This window comes from Denitratisoma sp. agr-D3 (assembly GCF_054658675.1).
The window spans coordinates 466,079-480,831 of record NZ_BAAGIA010000001.1 but is presented as its reverse complement, the minus strand read 5'-3'; the positions used below and the strand labels follow the sequence as shown (position 1 = coordinate 480,831).

Here is a 14,753-nt window from a genome sequence, read left to right as displayed (position 1 = left end):
CGCCATGCCGGTGCAGACCGTTACCCTGCACCGGGACGTCCCGGCCAAGCCGGCCTGGGGCAAGCCCTGCAACGGTTGCGGCGTTTGCTGCGCGGTGGAAACCTGCCCCGCCGGCCGCCTGTTGTTCCGCCGCCGCCACGGCCCTTGTCCCGCCCTGTTCTGGACCGACAGCGAAAGCCGCTACCACTGCGGCCTGGCGGCCCATCCCGAGCGGCATCTGCCCCTGCCCACCTGGTTTTCCCGTCCGCTGGCCGCCCTGTTCCGCCGCTGGATCGCCGCCGGCAAGGGCTGCGACTGCGACTTCGACGTTCAGCCTTAGCCAGACGGCCTCAGCGGCCTAGGCCGCCTTCCAGAAGTCGAGGAAGCAGCGCAGCTTGGCCGGCAGTTGATGGCGGGACGGGTAATAAAAATGGAAACCGGGAAAACTGGGCATGTACTTGTCCAGCACCGCCACCAGCTCCCCCGTCGCCAGCCAGGGCTCGGCATTGCTGCCCAGCACGTAGGCCAGGCCCATGCCCGCCCGGGCCATGGCGATGAGGGCATCCGTGTCGTTGGCCGTGGCCGTGCCCGGCGCATCCACCGCCACGGCCTCCTTGCCCGACACCAGTTCCCAGCGGTAGATGCCGCCGCCGCTGGGCATGCGGAAGCGAATGCAATCGTGGCCGGCCAGGTCGGCAATGGTGCGCGGCGTGCCCTTGCGCGCCAGATACTCGGGCGCGGCGACCACCACGCTGCGCTCGCGTCGGCTCAGGGGCACGCTGACCATGTCCCGCGCCACCGCCTCCCCCAGTCGGATGCCGCCGTCGTAGCCCTCGGCGACGATGTCCACCAAGCCGTCGTCGAAGCCCAACTCCAACCCCAGCTCGGGGTAGAGACGATGGAATTCCCCGAGCCGAGGACGGATCACGGCGGTGAAGGCGGCCCGGGACAGGTTGATGCGCAACAGGCCGGAGGGCCTATCCCGCAGCTCCCGCAGGGATTCCTGGGCCTCCAGCAGGTCGGCCAGGGCGGGCCCGACCTTGGCCATGAAACGTTCGCCAGCCTCGCTCAGGGCCACGCTACGGGTGGTGCGGTTGAGCAGGCGCGACTGCAAGCGTTCCTCCAGGGCCCGGACCGCCTGGCTCACCGCCTGGGGCGAGACCTCCAGCTGGGCGGCGGCGGCGGTGAAACTGCGGCTGCGGGCCACGGCCAGGAAGGCGACGTAGCCGTCGAGTTGGTTGATTTTCACGATTATCAATTCATGGTTGATTCATCGTAAAGATTACGCCAATTTTTCTTGTAATAAAAAGTGGCCACAATGTTTCCATCGTCATTAACCTCGAAAGGAAACCCGCCATGAGCCTGCATCAATACTTCACCCTCGGCCGCTCCGGCCTGCGCGTCAGCCGCCTGGCCCTGGGCACCATGACCTTCGGCACCGACTGGGGCTGGGGTGCCGACAAGGAAACCGCCCGGCAATTGTTCAACGCCTACGTGGATGCCGGCGGCAACCTGATCGACACCGCCGATCTGTACACCAACGGCATCAGCGAAACCTGGATCGGCGAATTCATGCGCGAGCGGCAGCTGCGGGACCGGCTGGTGATCACCACCAAGTTTTCCTACAGCGCCGACCCCGACAATCCCAACGCCGGCGGCAATGGCCGCAAGAACATCCTGCGGGCAGTGGAGGGTTCCCTGCGTCGTCTCGGCACCGACTACATCGACCTCTACCTGCTCCACACCTGGGACATGGTGACCCCGGTGGAGGAAGTGATGCGCACCTTCGACGACCTGGTGCGGGCGGGCAAGGTGCGCCACGTGGGCTTTTCCGACGTGCCCGCCTGGTACGCCAGCCGGGCCCAGGCCCTGGCCGAGTGGCGCGGCTACGAGCCCCTGTCCACCCTGCAACTGGAATACTCCCTGGCAGAGCGCGCCATCGAGCAGGAATACACCGCCCTGGCCACCGGCCACGGCATGGGCATCATGGTGTGGAGCCCCCTCGCCAGCGGCCTGCTCTCGGGCAAGTACCGCCCTTCCAGCCAGGGCCAGTTCGGCGAGGGCCGCCTGCAAACCCTTAACAGCAGCGGCAATCCCGCTTTCGCCAAGTTCAACGAACGCAATTTCGCCCTGGTCGCCGAATTGGAGCAAGTGGCTGCGGAACTGGGCCGCAGCATGGCCCAGGTGGCCATCAACTGGGTGGCTAACCGGCCCGGCGTCGCCTCGGTGCTGGTGGGGGCCACCAAGTCAGGCCAGTTGGAAGACAATCTGCAAGCCCTCGACTTCACCATCCCCGAGGCTCTGTCGGCCAGGCTCGAAGCCGCCAGCCGTCCCGCAGCGAGTTTTCCCTACACCTTCTTCACGCCGGGCATGCAGGCCATGCTGGCCGGCAAGCATCCTCTCGGCGACAAGCCCACCGGCTACGCCCCGCCCCTGCGCATCGAGGCCCAGGCGGCCGGCGTCGCGGCGCAGGACTGATGGCCGACGCCATGAAAAACGGGAAACCCAATATCGGGTTTCCCGTTTTTCATGGCTGCCGCAGAACGCGGCAGCCAGCGGTGGAAAGCCTCGGGGCGGATCAGTAAGCCCGCAAGGACACCGGGTTGTTGGGCACGGCCGGCACGGCAGGACGGTCGATGTAGATTTTTTCCACCGGCGGCTCGCGGAACTCGGCCAGCAGGCGGGAGGCGTCCTTGGCCGGAATGAAGGCCTGGGCGCTGGATACCACCAGGGCGGTCCTGGCGTCCAGCAGGCGGGCGTTGATCACCACGCCGTCGGAGTTGTTGCTGTAGGTGCCGGTGAGGAAGTAGTTGATGCTGTACTCGCTGCGCAGTTCATCCACCCGGCGGCTGAAAATGAAGTCGCCCGCCGGCGTGACCTGGATGAAGGGCAGGGTCTTGAAGTCCACCACGGGGAAGCCGCGCACCTGGAAGTCGTGGATCATGTTCTCGGACAACAGCATGCCGATCTTGTTGGTCTCCTTCAGGGTTTGCAGATTGACGAAGGAGGTGACCGCGATACGGCTTTCCGAGACGTTCTTCAGGTCCCGGTTGTGGGCCAGCTGGTCGGCCAGGAAGGAGGCGATCAGGCTCAACTTGCCCGACGTGCTGAGCTGGCCGAGGTTGAGGGTGGGGGCAGCCAGGGGGCCGTCCTCGGCGTCGGCGCGCAGGGGGCCGCTGGCCAGGGTCAGGGTGGCCAGGAGGCCAAGGGCAAAGGCGGTATGTTTTTTCATGGCGATTCTCTTTCCGTTATCCCGTGGGTCGGCGCGGTTCCGTGACAGGACCTGTCCTCAGTTGGTGGCGCAACTACCCTTTTCCCGGATCACCACCGGGAAGGCGTTGCAGTTGGGGCAATTCTCGATCTGGCGGATGGTGCGGGTGCTGCGGGTGCACTCCTCCACCGGCTTGTCCACGAAGACGATGACCTTTTCCTTTTCCACGTCGCAGTCGCAACCGGGGCCGTTGCCGATGCAGCACACCGCGCCATCGGCGACGATGGTGGCGCCCGCATTGTTGGGACCGTAGGTGACGACGGCCTTCGGCGGTGCCTCGGGCTTGGCGGCGGCCTTGACCGGTTCCTTCACGGCTTCCTTGGCCGGCTCCTGGACAGCGGGCTCCGCCACCACTTCCTTGGCGGGCTCGGGCTTGGCGGGTTCCGCCTCGACGACGGGCTCGGGCTTCTTGGCCTCGGCGGCAACCGGCTCCACCGGCTTGGCGACGCTGTCGGCCACGGGGGGAGTCGGTGCGGAAGCGCAAGCCCCGAGTAGGGCGGACAGCAGGACGATGGTCAGACTCGATCCCAGTTTCATGGATTACTCCCCGAATAAATTGAACAGGCTGAAGGATTTCTTCTTTTTGGTGTCTTTACTGGGCTCCGCCACGGCCACCGGCGGCGGCGTGAAGGACACGCCGGCGCTGGGATTGTCCAGGTCCAGCTCCACCACGGCTTCGTAGATGCCGTCGCGCACCGGGGCGATACTCACCACCCGGGCGCCGCGCACGAAGTATTCGGCGCTGGTCTGCACCGCATCCCCTTGGGAAGCGAAGGCGGTGGCGTTGGAACTGCTGTTGACCCGCAGGCCCTGTAGGCGCTCGGCCAGGTTGCGATAGGCGTCCACCTTGGCCGCCCGCATGGCCAGCAACTTGGCTTGGTCGAGGGAAACGGCACCTTGGGCGGCCACGATGCCGTAGCCCTTGGCCGTCACCACATGGTCCTCTTTTTGGGACGGGTCCTCCGGCACGACCGCCTGCGCCGGCGCCGGTGCAGCAGCGCGCTGGAAAACACAACCCGTGCCGATGAGCAGCGTCAGGGTGAGCAGTCCAAGAAGTCTGAGGTGGCGCATGGGGCTTACGGACGTGGGGAAGGAATACCCAGCGTAACGGCAAAATCCTCAGAAACTTAAACTGAACATCAGGATTAATCCCCAGCTAATTGAAAATAAAGAAATTAGCGGGAAACAGCCACATCCCCCGCCTGGACCCCCAATTCCCCGCTCCGGGTACTGGCCTCGGCGCTGGCCTGGTCGGCCTCCACCACCCGCACCGTGGCGGAAGCCAGAGGCAGGGCCAGCATGCCGTTACGTCCCGGCCGCAACAGCACCAGGCCGTCCCCTTCCCGCAGCCCGGCGTCCTTGCCGGCGGCCAAACCGACGCGGGTGCCCTCCGTCCAATTGACCCGGACGGCAAAGGGCTGGCAGGCCACCTCGTCCTGTAGCCAGCGACCGGCCTCGGCCAAGGCCTGGGACAGGGCCGGGCCGAAGGCTGCGGCGGCAGGCAGGCGGAAGCGAAAACGGCGGCTGGATTGGGGCGCGTCGGCGAGCAGGGTGAACACCATCAGTTCCAGGTCCAGGGTGCGCTCGGTTCCGGGCAGTAGCGACCACGCCCCTTCCGCCGGCGCAAAGCCCCGCACCACGCCGGCCACTACTGCCTGGGCGCGATGGCGCTCGAATAAGGCACCTAGAGCGGCGGCATTGATCCGGCCATCCCCCCCCACCACCGGCGGCGCGGCGTTGTCCACCAGCCAGGTGGCATTGTCCCCGGTCATGCCCGCCGCCAGTCGCCGCGCCAGCAGCGCAGGGAAATTGGCCGGTTCGCCCCCTTTCAATTGCTCGGGATGCTGCAAGGGCATGGGGACGAACAACACCCGCTTGCGGTAGGACACCGGGCAGGCGACCGTGGCGGTGGCGGGTTCCAAGGTGGCCTGGAGGGAGATGAACAACTGGTCCCCCTGCCGATATTCCTCCAGCACCTGGACGTCCCGGGTGCGGGCGTCGGTCCTGACGCTGAGGGTCTCGAACACATTGCCGTTGCTGACCAGGGTGCCGCCGCGCACGGTGGCCCCCTGGCTTTCCAGGGCATTCTTGAGGGCATCGGCAGTGGCCTGCCAACGGGCCAGGGCCAGGTCGCCATTGCGGATCAGGGCACTGCCCCGCCCGCTCACGACGGCGTTGGCCGGCGCGGACGGGGGCTCGGCCCGGGCAGCCAGCAGCGGGGCGAACCACAGGACGAACAACAGGGCGAACCCTGGGATCAACATCCGGATCAACGCCCGGACCAAGATCCCGCCATCCCGGGCAAAATCTCCCTGCGCTGATCTCAGCACGGCCAATCCCCATCCATTCCCCGCGTCCTCCTTGGCGTCACGCTTCCTCTCCAGCAGCCGCCGGCGGCGCGACGGCCTCAGCGGAGCAAACGGAAATAGCCTACCAGTTCCCGCAGCCGACCGGCGACGTTGCGCATCTGCTCGGCCTGGTCCCGGGCCTGGGCGATCTGCTTCACCGTGCCCTCGATGCCGCTGGCGATGCTCTCCACCTGGCGCGCCACGTCCTCGCCGGCCAGGGCCTGCTCCCGGGTCGCCACCACGATGTCGCCGGACATGCGGGCCACGGTATTGCCCTGGCCGTCCACCTGGGTCAGGCTGGCGCGGGCCTGTTCCATGGCCTTGTCGGTCACCGTCACCCCTTCGGTCGCCGAAGCCATGCCGCTCACGGCGAGATTGGTGACCCGCTGGATTTCCTGCACGGTGCGGCTGATTTCCTCGGTCTGGGTGCCGGCCCGTTCCGCCAGCTTGCGGACTTCGTCCGCCACCACGGCAAACCCGCGCCCCTGCTCGCCGGCCCGGGCCGCCTCGATGGCGGCATTGAGGGCCAGCAGATTGGTCTGGTCGGAGATTTCGCGGATGGTCCGCGTCACCACGCCGATCGCATGCAGGGACTGGAACAGGGCCGCCATGGTGTCGCTGGCCGTCGCCACCGAGTTCACCACCTGGTGGGATGCCTCATGGCTGCGGGCCATTTCGGCGGAAGCCGATTGCAGCAGGGTCTGGGTCACCTCCACGGCTTCCGCCGCCTGCTCGGCGCCGGCGGCCACCTCGCGGATGGACACCGACATCTGTTCCATCACCGAAGCGATCCGGCTCACCGCGTCCGACTGCCCTTCCGCCTTGCCGTGGGCGTCGCCCATGCCCAGGCGGACATGCTCGGCGCTGCCCAGCACGGCGGTGGCGGATTCGGCGATCTCGGCCATCATGGCCTTGAGGTGGGTCTGCATGGTCACCAGGGCGGTGTGGATACGCCCCAGTTCGTCATGGCGATGGAGCGGAATGTCATCGGTCAGGTCGCCTTGGGCGATATGGTCCAGCCAGGTGATGACGCGACCCATGGCACCGAGGATGTCGGACTGCACGGCGATGGTCGCCGCCCCGACGCCGACGCTGGCCAGGCCGATCAGGTCGATGGCGCGGGCCACCGCCCCCGCCGTCAGGCCCCAGCCCGGACCGAAGTGGTGCAACAGCAGGGTGACGACCTGGGCCGACACCAGAAAACCGGTCAGCCCCAGCAGGCGGGCGCCGAGGGAAATCTGCTGCCATGAGCGGGATTTGGGCAGGACGGCACCGGCCTGCCGCAGCTGGCCGTAGAGCGCCTCGGCCTTGCGCACGTCCTCATGGCTGGGCTCGGTCCGCACGGACATATAGCCCACGGTCTGGCCTTCCTGCTTGACCGGCACCACCAGGGCGTTAACCCAGTAGTAGTGGCCGCTCTTGCTGCGGTTCTTGACGGTGCCGCGCCAGGGCCGCCCCTTCTTGAGGGTCTGCCACAAGTCGGCAAACGCCGCCGGCGGCATGTCGGGATGGCGGACGATGTTGTGGCTCCGGCCGATCAGTTCGTCGCGGCCAAAGCCGCTCAGTTCGACGAACGTGTCGTTGGCGACGGTGATGACGCCCTTCAGGTCCGTGCGGGACACCAGGTACTTGCCCTTGGGAAAGGGCAGTTCTTGCTGCAAAACGGGTAGATTTTTTTTCACGATCGACTGATCCCCTGTCTTCTCTGCCGGGGTACACGTCGTTTCTTTTTGTGGTGAAACTAAGGGGCGGAATTAGAACATATATGACAAAGAAATCCCCACCGCGGCAGCAGGAAAGCCGCCGGGATGGGGATCGCGTCACGCCAAGATCAGAACTTCTTGCGCGGACGATCGCCGAAGGGCTTGAAGCTGCGCTCCCCCTCGGGCTTTTTGTCAAAGGGCTTCTTGCCGTAGGCCGGCTTGTCGCCACCATAACCGCCACCGCCCTCGCGGCGGGGACGGTCGGTCTGGGGCGTGCGCGACGCCCGGGGCGGGAAATCGCTGCCCTCGCGACGGGCGCCGTAGCCCCCCTCGTTGCGGTCGCCGAATTCGCGCCGCTTGAAGCCGCCCTCGCCGCGGCCCTGGCCGCCTTGCCGTTGCTGGTCGCCGTAACCACGCTGGCCGCGGTCGCGGTCACCATAACCACCACGATCATTGCGGTCGCCGCGATCACCGAAATCCCGGCGGGGAGGACGGTCGTCCCAAGGCTTGCGCGGACCGCGATCGCCACGATCGCCGAAATCACGGCTGCCACGCGCGGGAGCGTCGCCGGTATCCACTTGCAGGTCCATGGGCTTGCCCCGGACGCGGATGCGCTTGAGGATGCCCAACACGTCGTTGCCGAGGGAGTCGGGCAGTTCCACCGTGGAAAAGTCGTTGAACAGATTGATCTGGCCGATGTAGCGGCTTTCGATGCCGGCCTCGTTGGCGATGGCGCCCACCACGTCCTTCGGTGAGATACCGTCGTTGCGGCCCACGGCGATGCGATAGCGCACCTTGCCGAAACCGGCGTCCCGGGACGGCGCCGGACGGGGACGCTCCTCGCGCCAGGCCGGCGCACTGGTCGTGGCGGCCTTGGCGGCCTTTTCCGCCGCCTTGCGTTCCTGCTTCAGGCGCCGGGCCTCGGCCCAGGGATCGTTGGGATCGGCGCCGGGGCCCACGGGCGCCAGGGCAGCGGCGGTGCTCTCGGCGCTGGCGCTGGGCATGGCAGCCGCGGCGGGGCCGCTGCTGCGCACGGCGGCGGCCGGACCGCGACGGGCCGCGTCGGGATTGAGGGGGCGTTCGCGCTGCACCAGCCAGGCCAGGGCGGCGGCCACTTCGACGGCCTCGATGCCCTGCTCGCGCACGATCTGCTGCACCACGTCCTCGAGGAAGCTCAGGTCCTCGCCTTCGCCCAGCACATCCACCACTTGTTGCTTGAACTGGGCGACACGACGGTCAGCCACGGCCTCGGGACTGGGCAGCTGCATGGCCTCGATGGGCTGCCGGGTGGCCTGTTCGATCACGCGCAGCATGCGCTTTTCGCGCGGGGCCACGAACAGGATGGCAGTGCCGGTGCGGCCGGCGCGGCCGGTACGACCGATCCGGTGCACATAGGCCTCGGTGTCGTAGGGAATGTCGTAGTTGATGACGTGGCTGATGCGGGGCACGTCGATGCCCCGGGCAGCCACGTCGGTGGCGACGACGATGTCCAGTTGCTTGTTCTTGAGCTGGTCGATGACCCGCTCGCGCTGGGCCTGTTGCAGGTCGCCGTTGAGGGCGGCGGCGGCATAGCCCCGGGCTTCCAGCTTCTCGGCCAGTTCGACGGTGGCGGTCTTGGTGCGGGCGAAGACGATGGCGGCATCGAAGTCCTCTTCCACTTCCAGCATGCGGGTCATGGCGTCCAGCTTGCTAGAACCGCTCACCAGCCAATAACGCTGGCGGATGGACGTCACCGTGGAGGTGGCGGCCTTGATCTTCACTTCCTTCGGCTCGCGCAGGTGGTTGCGGGCGACGCGGCGGATCACCTCGGGCATGGTGGCCGAGAACAGGGCGGTCTGGCGGGTGGCCGGGGTGTGTTCGAGAATCCACTCCACGTCGTCGATGAAGCCCATGCGCAGCATTTCGTCCGCTTCGTCCAGCACCAAGGTCTTGAGGCCGTCGAGCACCAGGCTCTTGCGCTCCAGGTGGTCCATCACCCGGCCGGGAGTGCCGACGATGACGTGGGCGCCGCGTTCAAGCTGGCGCAACTGCACCACCATGCTCTGGCCGCCGTAGATGGGCAGCACGTGGAAACCGGGCATGAAGCGGGCGTAGCTTTGCAGCGCCTCGGCCACTTGGATGGCCAGTTCGCGGGTGGGGGCCAGGATCAGGGCCTGGGGCTGGCGCTTGCTGAGGTCGATCTGGGACATCAGCGGCAGGGCGAAAGCAGCGGTCTTGCCGGTGCCGGTCTGGGCCTCGCCCAAGAGGTCGTGGCCGGCCAGCAGATGGGGAATACAGGCCGCCTGGATCGGCGACGGTGTCTCGTAACCCACGGCCTCCAGGGCTTGCAACAATGCGGGGGCGAGACCCAATTGGTCAAAGCGCACCGGTTGGGGCGCGGAATCAGTATCAGACATGGGAAGGGGGTCGCAGACGCGACACTGGAGGAGGGAAAGACGGCGCATTCTACCAGTGCGGCGCCTATTACTCCAGTCATGGATTTCCACAAGTATTTTGATCCGTAAGGCTTTTCGGGATAATCGCGGGCCCACCCCGGAAACCCGTCATGCCTGCAAGCCCATCGCCCCGCGCTGCCGCGCCCTCCCTGTTCGAGCTCTTCATCGCCTTCCAGACCTGCGCCCTGCACGCCTTTGGCGGCGTGCTGCCCTTCGCCCGGCGGGAACTGGTGGAAAAACGCCGCTGGCTGACGGAACAGGAATTCACCGAAACCCTGGGGCTGTGCCAATTTCTGCCCGGCCCCAACATCAGCAACCTGTCCATCGCCGTGGGCAAGCGCTTCGGCGGGCTCAAGGGCGCGGCGGCGGCTTTCATCGGCCTCTATGGCATCTCCATCGTCATCGTGCTGTTGCTGGCCCTCATCTATGGCCACTACGGCCGGGTGCCGGCCATGCAGGGGGCGCTGAACGGCATCGCCTCCGTGGCGGCGGGGCTGATCCTGGCCATGGCCTTGAAGATGGCCCTGCCCCAACTCAAGCAGCGACGCTGGCGACCGCCCTTGTTCATGGTGCTGACCTTCATCGCCATCGGCCTGCTGCGACTGCCCCTGCTCTGGGCCCTGCCGCTGCTGGCGGTCGGCAGCATCTGGCTGGTCCGGGAGTCCCCATGAGTCCGGCGCTGTTGGCCCTGGTCATCCACTTCGGCCTGCTCTCCCTGCTGGCCTTCGGCGGCGCCGGCGCCCTGACGCCGGAAATCCACCGGGTCGTCGTCGAACAACAGGGCTGGCTGACGGAGCGCCAGTTCGTGGACTACTTCGCCATTGCCCAGGCGGCGCCCGGACCCAACGTGCTGTTCATCACCCTGATCGGCTGGCATGTGGCGGGCGTCGGCGGCGCCCTGGCCGCCACCCTGGCCATGTCCCTGCCCGGTGCCGCCTTCACCTGGGTGATCGCCAGCCTCTGGCAGCGTTTCCGCGACCACCCGCTGCGCCAGCGCATCCAGCAGGGCATCGCCCCCTTGACCGTAGGCCTGGTGTGTTGCACGGCCTGGGTGATGATCCGCCTCGCCGACCACAACGCCGTGGCCGGTCTGCTGACCGTGGCGGCGGCGTTGATCTCCTGGCGCAGCCGCCTCAATCCCCTCTGGCTGTTGGCCGGCGGCGCGCTGTTGGGTGTCCTCGGCTACGTCTGAGCCGTCAATCCACCCAGGGCGGCGCGGCAATCCGGTCCGTTTCGTCGGGAATGGGATCGAAGCCCCCGGCCGCCCAGGCCTTGGCCGCGGCGGCAATGCGGGCCCGGTCCGTGGCGACGAAGTTCCACCACATGCGGACCGGCCGCGCCAGAGGCGCACCGCCGATCACGGCCAGACGGGTCTCCGTGGCGCCTGCCCTTAGCCGGGCGCCGCTGCCTGCGGGCAACACCGCCATCTGCCGCGCGGGCAGGGCGACGTCGTCGAGCCAGTAATCCGCCGTTGGCGCATAAATCGCCAGTTCCTCCGCCAGGGGCGGCAGCGTCCACGCAGCGCCGGGGGCCAGACGCACATCCAGGTAAACCGTCGGCGAGGCCGTGCGTACCGGGCTGGTGGCGCCCAAGGCGGTACCCGCCAACACCCGCACCGTGACGCCATCGGCCGGCGCAAGCTGGGGAATTTCCTCGGCGGCCACGTGTTGGAACGCGGGTGCGGTGGTTTCCAATTCGGGCGGCAAGGCCAGCCACAGTTGCAGGCCATGCAAGCGGCGCGATCGCCCCCGCAAGGCCTCCGGGGTACGCTCGCTGTGCACGATGCCGCTCCCCGCCGTCATCCAGTTCACCGCCCCCGGCGTGATTTCCTGTACCGACCCCAGGCTGTCCCGATGCATCAGGCTGCCCTCGTAGAGATAGGTCACCGTCGCCAGGCCGATGTGGGGATGGCCGCCCACGTCGCTATCGGTCTCCGCTGGGATCTCGGCCGGCCCCATGTGGTCGAAAAAGATGAAGGGCCCCACGGCCCGCCGCGCAGCGGCAGGCAAAAGCCGGCGCACCTGGAGGCCGCCCGCCAGGTCCGTGACCCGGCCGTCGAGATGCAGCAATGTCGTCTGCGTTTGCGCCATGGCCGCCCCTCACGCCAATTCGGTGGCGATGCCGATCTCGCCGCTCAGGACGCGGTGGATGGGACATTTGTTGGCGATCTCCAAGAGCTTTTGCCGCTCCTCGTCGGACAAGCTGCCCGTCACGTAAAGCCGCCGGCGCAGGGCGTAGCGGACCTGCCCCTGATCGTTCTTGCCTTCCTCGTGGTCGATCTCGACGCGGATGTCCGTCACCGCCAACTGCCGACGCCGAATGTAAAGCTCCAGGGTCAGGAGCGTGCAGGCCGCCAGGGCCGAATCCAGCAAGTCATGGGGATCGGGGGCCTGATCGGTGGAGCCCAGGGTTTTGTCCACGTCGGCATTCCAGACATGGCGGCCATTGCTCAGGGTGGTCAAGGCGCCAAAGGCGCGATGCAGTTTGGCTTCGATGGTCACGGGTGCTCCTTGGGTGGGAAGAACGGTTTGACCCAGACTTTAATCCGGCCACCGTCATCGCACCGCGCCCGCCGCAAAAAATAAAAACCCCGGAACCACAAGGGGTTCCGGGGTTTTTCGAGTTGGTGCCGGCTGTCGGAATCGAACTGACGACCTACGGTTTACAAGACCGTTGCTCTACCAACTGAGCTAAGCCGGCGTGTGAAGCGGCGCGCATTATAGCCGAGGAAACTCCGGCGGCCCGTTCCTTTCCGCTACACTTGCCAGCGAATCTTCGCGCCCGATTTCCCTGCCCGCCCGCCGATGGCCAATCCTCCTCCGCTCAAAGAAACCAAGCTCCGCCTGCTGCTGGTGGACCAGGACGAGAGCCATCTGCCGGCGCTGCAAACCCACCTGGGCCAGGCCCACAAGGTGGAGGTGCAGCCGGTGGACGACCCCGACCTGTTATGCCAGTTGCTCCAGGGCCAGACCTGGGATGCCCTGCTGTGCGCCCACCGGGTCGAGGGACTGTCCCTGCAAAAGGTGCAACGCCTGCTGGCGGAACTGGCGCCGCAACTGCCCCTGTTGATCCTGGCCGACACCGGCAGCGAGAAAAACGTGGTCCGCGCCTTGAAGCACGGCGCCCGGGACTGCTTCACACCGCTCCAGTTGGAACGCCTGCTGCCGGCCCTGGAGCGGGAAATCCGCGACGCCCGCCTGCGCGCCGACCATTCCACGGCGCTGGAAATGCTCAAGGGCAGCGAGGACCGCTTCCGCGCCCTGGCCGCCAACCTGCCGGGCATGGCCTTCCAGTTGGCCCGCCAGGCGGATGGTGGCCGCCACTTCATCTACGTCAGCGAAGGCGCCCACAAGCTGCTGGGGCTCAAGCCCCACGAGCTGCTGGGCTCGGCCAATTCCTTCGCCCGCCTGGTGGACCTGGTCGCCCCGGAAGACCGGCCGCGTCTGGAAAAAAGCCTGGTCGAGTCGGCCCGGGAATTGACCGCCTGCCACTGGGAAGGCCGCATCCATCCGCGCAGCCAGGCCAAGCCCAAATGGATCAGCCTGCACGCCACGCCCCAGATGCAGGAAGACGGCAGCCTGCACTGGCACGGCATCGCCACCGACACCACGCGGGGCAAGGAAACCGAGGCGGCGCTGCGCAAGTCGCGGGAACAGTTGGCCGAGTTGTCCTCGTACCTGGAGGCGGCCAAGGAAGAAGAACGGGAGCGCATCGCCCGGGACATCCACGATGAACTGGGCAGCCTGCTGGTGGCCATCAAGATCGAAACCGCCCTGCTGGCGGGCAAGCTGCCCGAGGGCGACACGCCCCTGCGCAAGAAGGCCCAGGCCATCGAGGGGCTGTTGGACCAGGCCATGGGCACCGCCAGCCGGGTGGCGCGGGAACTGCGCCCGGGCATCCTCAAGGAATTCGGCCTGCAAGCGGCCATCGAGTGCCAGGCCGAGGACTTCACCCAGCGCACCGGCATCGCCTGCCGCTTCCAATGCGAGTTGGCGAACGAGGACAACGACCTGGACCCGGCCGTCGCCCTGGCCCTGTTCCGCATCGTCCAGGAGGCCCTGACCAACGTCGCCAAGCATGCCCATGCCTCCCTGGTGGTGTTGCGCCTGTACCGGGAGGGGCGCCAGTTGCGGCTGGAAGTGCGCGACAATGGCCGGGGCATCGCCGAGGCCGACCTGCACAAACCCCGTTCCTTCGGTTTGCGCGGCATCCGCGAACGCTGCCGCAGCCTGGAAGGGGAATTCCGCATCGAAACCGGCGAGCAGGGCGGCACCCACCTGACCCTGGTCCTGCCGGCCAAGGCCGCCGCCGCGACGAGCGGCGAGGAAACGCGGCAGCGGGACTTGTTCTAAGCAAATCACTATGGCCGAAAAAATTCACGTACTGATCGCCGACGACCACGCCATCGTGCGCCAGGGCCTGCGCCAGATCCTGTCGGAAACCGACGACCTGGTGGTGGCGGGCGAGGCCGACGACGGCGCCGCCGCCCTGCGCCTGGCCCGCAGCCAGCCCTGGGACGTGTTCCTGCTGGACGTCTCGATGCCCAACCGCAACGGCATCGACACTCTCAAGCAGCTCAAGAAGGAATTCCCCCGTCAGCCGGTGCTGATGCTGTCCATGCATCCCGAGGAGCACTACGCGGTGCGGGCCATCAAGTCCGGCGCCGCCGGCTACCTGACCAAGCAAAGCGCTCCGGAACTCCTGGTCACCGCCATCCGCCAGGTGGCGGCGGGCAAGCGCTTCATCAGTCCGGTGCTGGCCGAGCAGCTGGCCGCCGCCATCGCCGACGACACCGACAAGCTGCCCCACGAACGGGTCACCGACCGGGAATACCAGGTGCTGGTACGCATCGCGGCGGGCAAGACCCTGACCCAGATCGCCGAGGAGCTGAATCTTTCGGTCAAGACCGTGAGCGAATACCGCAAGCGTCTGCTGGACAAAATGCGTTTGGACAACACGGCGGAATTAATTCGCTACGGCCTTGAACACGGCCTAGTACAATAAGAGACTTAAAAGA

15 protein-coding genes and 1 tRNA gene are annotated in these 14,753 nt (G+C 67.0%); 6 read left to right on the top strand and 10 right to left on the bottom strand.

The window, feature by feature from the left end:
- Positions 1 to 4 precede the first annotated feature (4 nt).
- Positions 5 to 319, top strand: a complete 315-nt coding sequence (locus ACYQ2U_RS02315; RefSeq protein WP_459948719.1) for a hypothetical protein — start codon at positions 5 to 7, stop codon at positions 317 to 319.
- Between the two features lie 18 nt (positions 320 to 337).
- On the opposite strand, the gene ACYQ2U_RS02310 is transcribed toward ACYQ2U_RS02315, so the two are convergent.
- Complete coding sequence (locus tag ACYQ2U_RS02310; protein WP_459948718.1) at positions 338 to 1,228, bottom strand: LysR family transcriptional regulator; 891 nt, start codon at positions 1,226 to 1,228, stop codon at positions 338 to 340.
- Positions 1,229 to 1,335: 107 nt separating this feature from the next.
- On the opposite strand from ACYQ2U_RS02310, the gene ACYQ2U_RS02305 reads away from it, so the two are divergent.
- Positions 1,336 to 2,457: an aldo/keto reductase gene (locus ACYQ2U_RS02305; protein WP_459948717.1), complete on the top strand. Its 1,122-nt coding sequence runs from the start codon at positions 1,336 to 1,338 to the stop codon at positions 2,455 to 2,457.
- Between the two features lie 100 nt (positions 2,458 to 2,557).
- On the opposite strand, the gene ACYQ2U_RS02300 is transcribed toward ACYQ2U_RS02305, so the two are convergent.
- The 6 genes from ACYQ2U_RS02300 to ACYQ2U_RS02275 form a co-directional block, all read right to left on the bottom strand.
- The gene (locus ACYQ2U_RS02300; protein WP_459948716.1) at positions 2,558 to 3,211 is read right to left on the bottom strand and encodes a FlgO family outer membrane protein; all 654 of its coding nucleotides are present in this window, start codon (positions 3,209 to 3,211) and stop codon (positions 2,558 to 2,560) included.
- Positions 3,212 to 3,268: 57 nt separating this feature from the next.
- Complete coding sequence (locus ACYQ2U_RS02295; RefSeq protein ID WP_459948715.1) at positions 3,269 to 3,787, bottom strand: hypothetical protein; 519 nt, start codon at positions 3,785 to 3,787, stop codon at positions 3,269 to 3,271.
- Between the two features lie 3 nt (positions 3,788 to 3,790).
- A complete protein-coding gene (locus tag ACYQ2U_RS02290; RefSeq protein ID WP_459948714.1) occupies positions 3,791 to 4,321 on the bottom strand; it encodes an LPP20 family lipoprotein in 531 nt (176 codons plus the stop codon).
- Positions 4,322 to 4,425: 104 nt separating this feature from the next.
- Positions 4,426 to 5,514 carry a flagellar assembly protein T N-terminal domain-containing protein gene (locus tag ACYQ2U_RS02285; protein ID WP_459948713.1) on the bottom strand — a complete coding sequence of 363 codons (1,089 nt, stop codon included), beginning with the start codon at positions 5,512 to 5,514 and terminating at the stop codon, positions 4,426 to 4,428.
- Between the two features lie 143 nt (positions 5,515 to 5,657).
- Positions 5,658 to 7,280 carry a methyl-accepting chemotaxis protein gene (locus ACYQ2U_RS02280; protein ID WP_459948712.1) on the bottom strand — a complete coding sequence of 541 codons (1,623 nt, stop codon included), beginning with the start codon at positions 7,278 to 7,280 and terminating at the stop codon, positions 5,658 to 5,660.
- A gap of 149 nt (positions 7,281 to 7,429) precedes the next feature.
- Complete coding sequence (locus ACYQ2U_RS02275; protein WP_459948711.1) at positions 7,430 to 9,697, bottom strand: DEAD/DEAH box helicase; 2,268 nt, start codon at positions 9,695 to 9,697, stop codon at positions 7,430 to 7,432.
- A 149-nt stretch (positions 9,698 to 9,846) separates the two neighbouring features.
- On the opposite strand from ACYQ2U_RS02275, the gene ACYQ2U_RS02270 reads away from it, so the two are divergent.
- Both ACYQ2U_RS02270 and ACYQ2U_RS02265 read left to right on the top strand, forming a co-directional pair.
- The gene (locus ACYQ2U_RS02270) at positions 9,847 to 10,407 is read left to right on the top strand and encodes a chromate transporter (protein ID WP_459948710.1); all 561 of its coding nucleotides are present in this window, start codon (positions 9,847 to 9,849) and stop codon (positions 10,405 to 10,407) included.
- Positions 10,404 to 10,928 (top strand): chromate transporter, encoded by a 525-nt coding sequence (locus ACYQ2U_RS02265; protein ID WP_459948709.1) that lies wholly within the window; start codon positions 10,404 to 10,406, stop codon positions 10,926 to 10,928. The genes ACYQ2U_RS02270 and ACYQ2U_RS02265 overlap by 4 nt, the downstream gene beginning before the upstream one ends.
- A 4-nt stretch (positions 10,929 to 10,932) precedes the next feature.
- On the opposite strand, the gene ACYQ2U_RS02260 is transcribed toward ACYQ2U_RS02265, so the two are convergent.
- The 3 genes from ACYQ2U_RS02260 to ACYQ2U_RS02250 form a co-directional block, all read right to left on the bottom strand.
- Positions 10,933 to 11,826 (bottom strand): pirin family protein, encoded by an 894-nt coding sequence (locus ACYQ2U_RS02260; RefSeq protein WP_459948708.1) that lies wholly within the window; start codon positions 11,824 to 11,826, stop codon positions 10,933 to 10,935.
- Between the two features lie 9 nt (positions 11,827 to 11,835).
- Positions 11,836 to 12,237, bottom strand: a complete 402-nt coding sequence (locus ACYQ2U_RS02255) for an OsmC family protein (RefSeq protein ID WP_459948707.1) — start codon at positions 12,235 to 12,237, stop codon at positions 11,836 to 11,838.
- A gap of 123 nt (positions 12,238 to 12,360) precedes the next feature.
- Positions 12,361 to 12,436, bottom strand: a tRNA-Thr gene (locus ACYQ2U_RS02250).
- 104 nt (positions 12,437 to 12,540) lie between these two features.
- Here ACYQ2U_RS02250 and ACYQ2U_RS02245 point away from each other — a divergent pair.
- Together ACYQ2U_RS02245 and ACYQ2U_RS02240 are read left to right on the top strand one after the other, a co-directional pair.
- Positions 12,541 to 14,088 carry a PAS domain-containing sensor histidine kinase gene (locus ACYQ2U_RS02245; RefSeq protein ID WP_459948706.1) on the top strand — a complete coding sequence of 516 codons (1,548 nt, stop codon included), beginning with the start codon at positions 12,541 to 12,543 and terminating at the stop codon, positions 14,086 to 14,088.
- 10 nt (positions 14,089 to 14,098) lie between these two features.
- Entirely contained in the window at positions 14,099 to 14,740 is a 642-nt protein-coding gene (locus ACYQ2U_RS02240; RefSeq protein ID WP_459948705.1) for a response regulator, read from the top strand.
- Positions 14,741 to 14,753 lie beyond the last annotated feature (13 nt).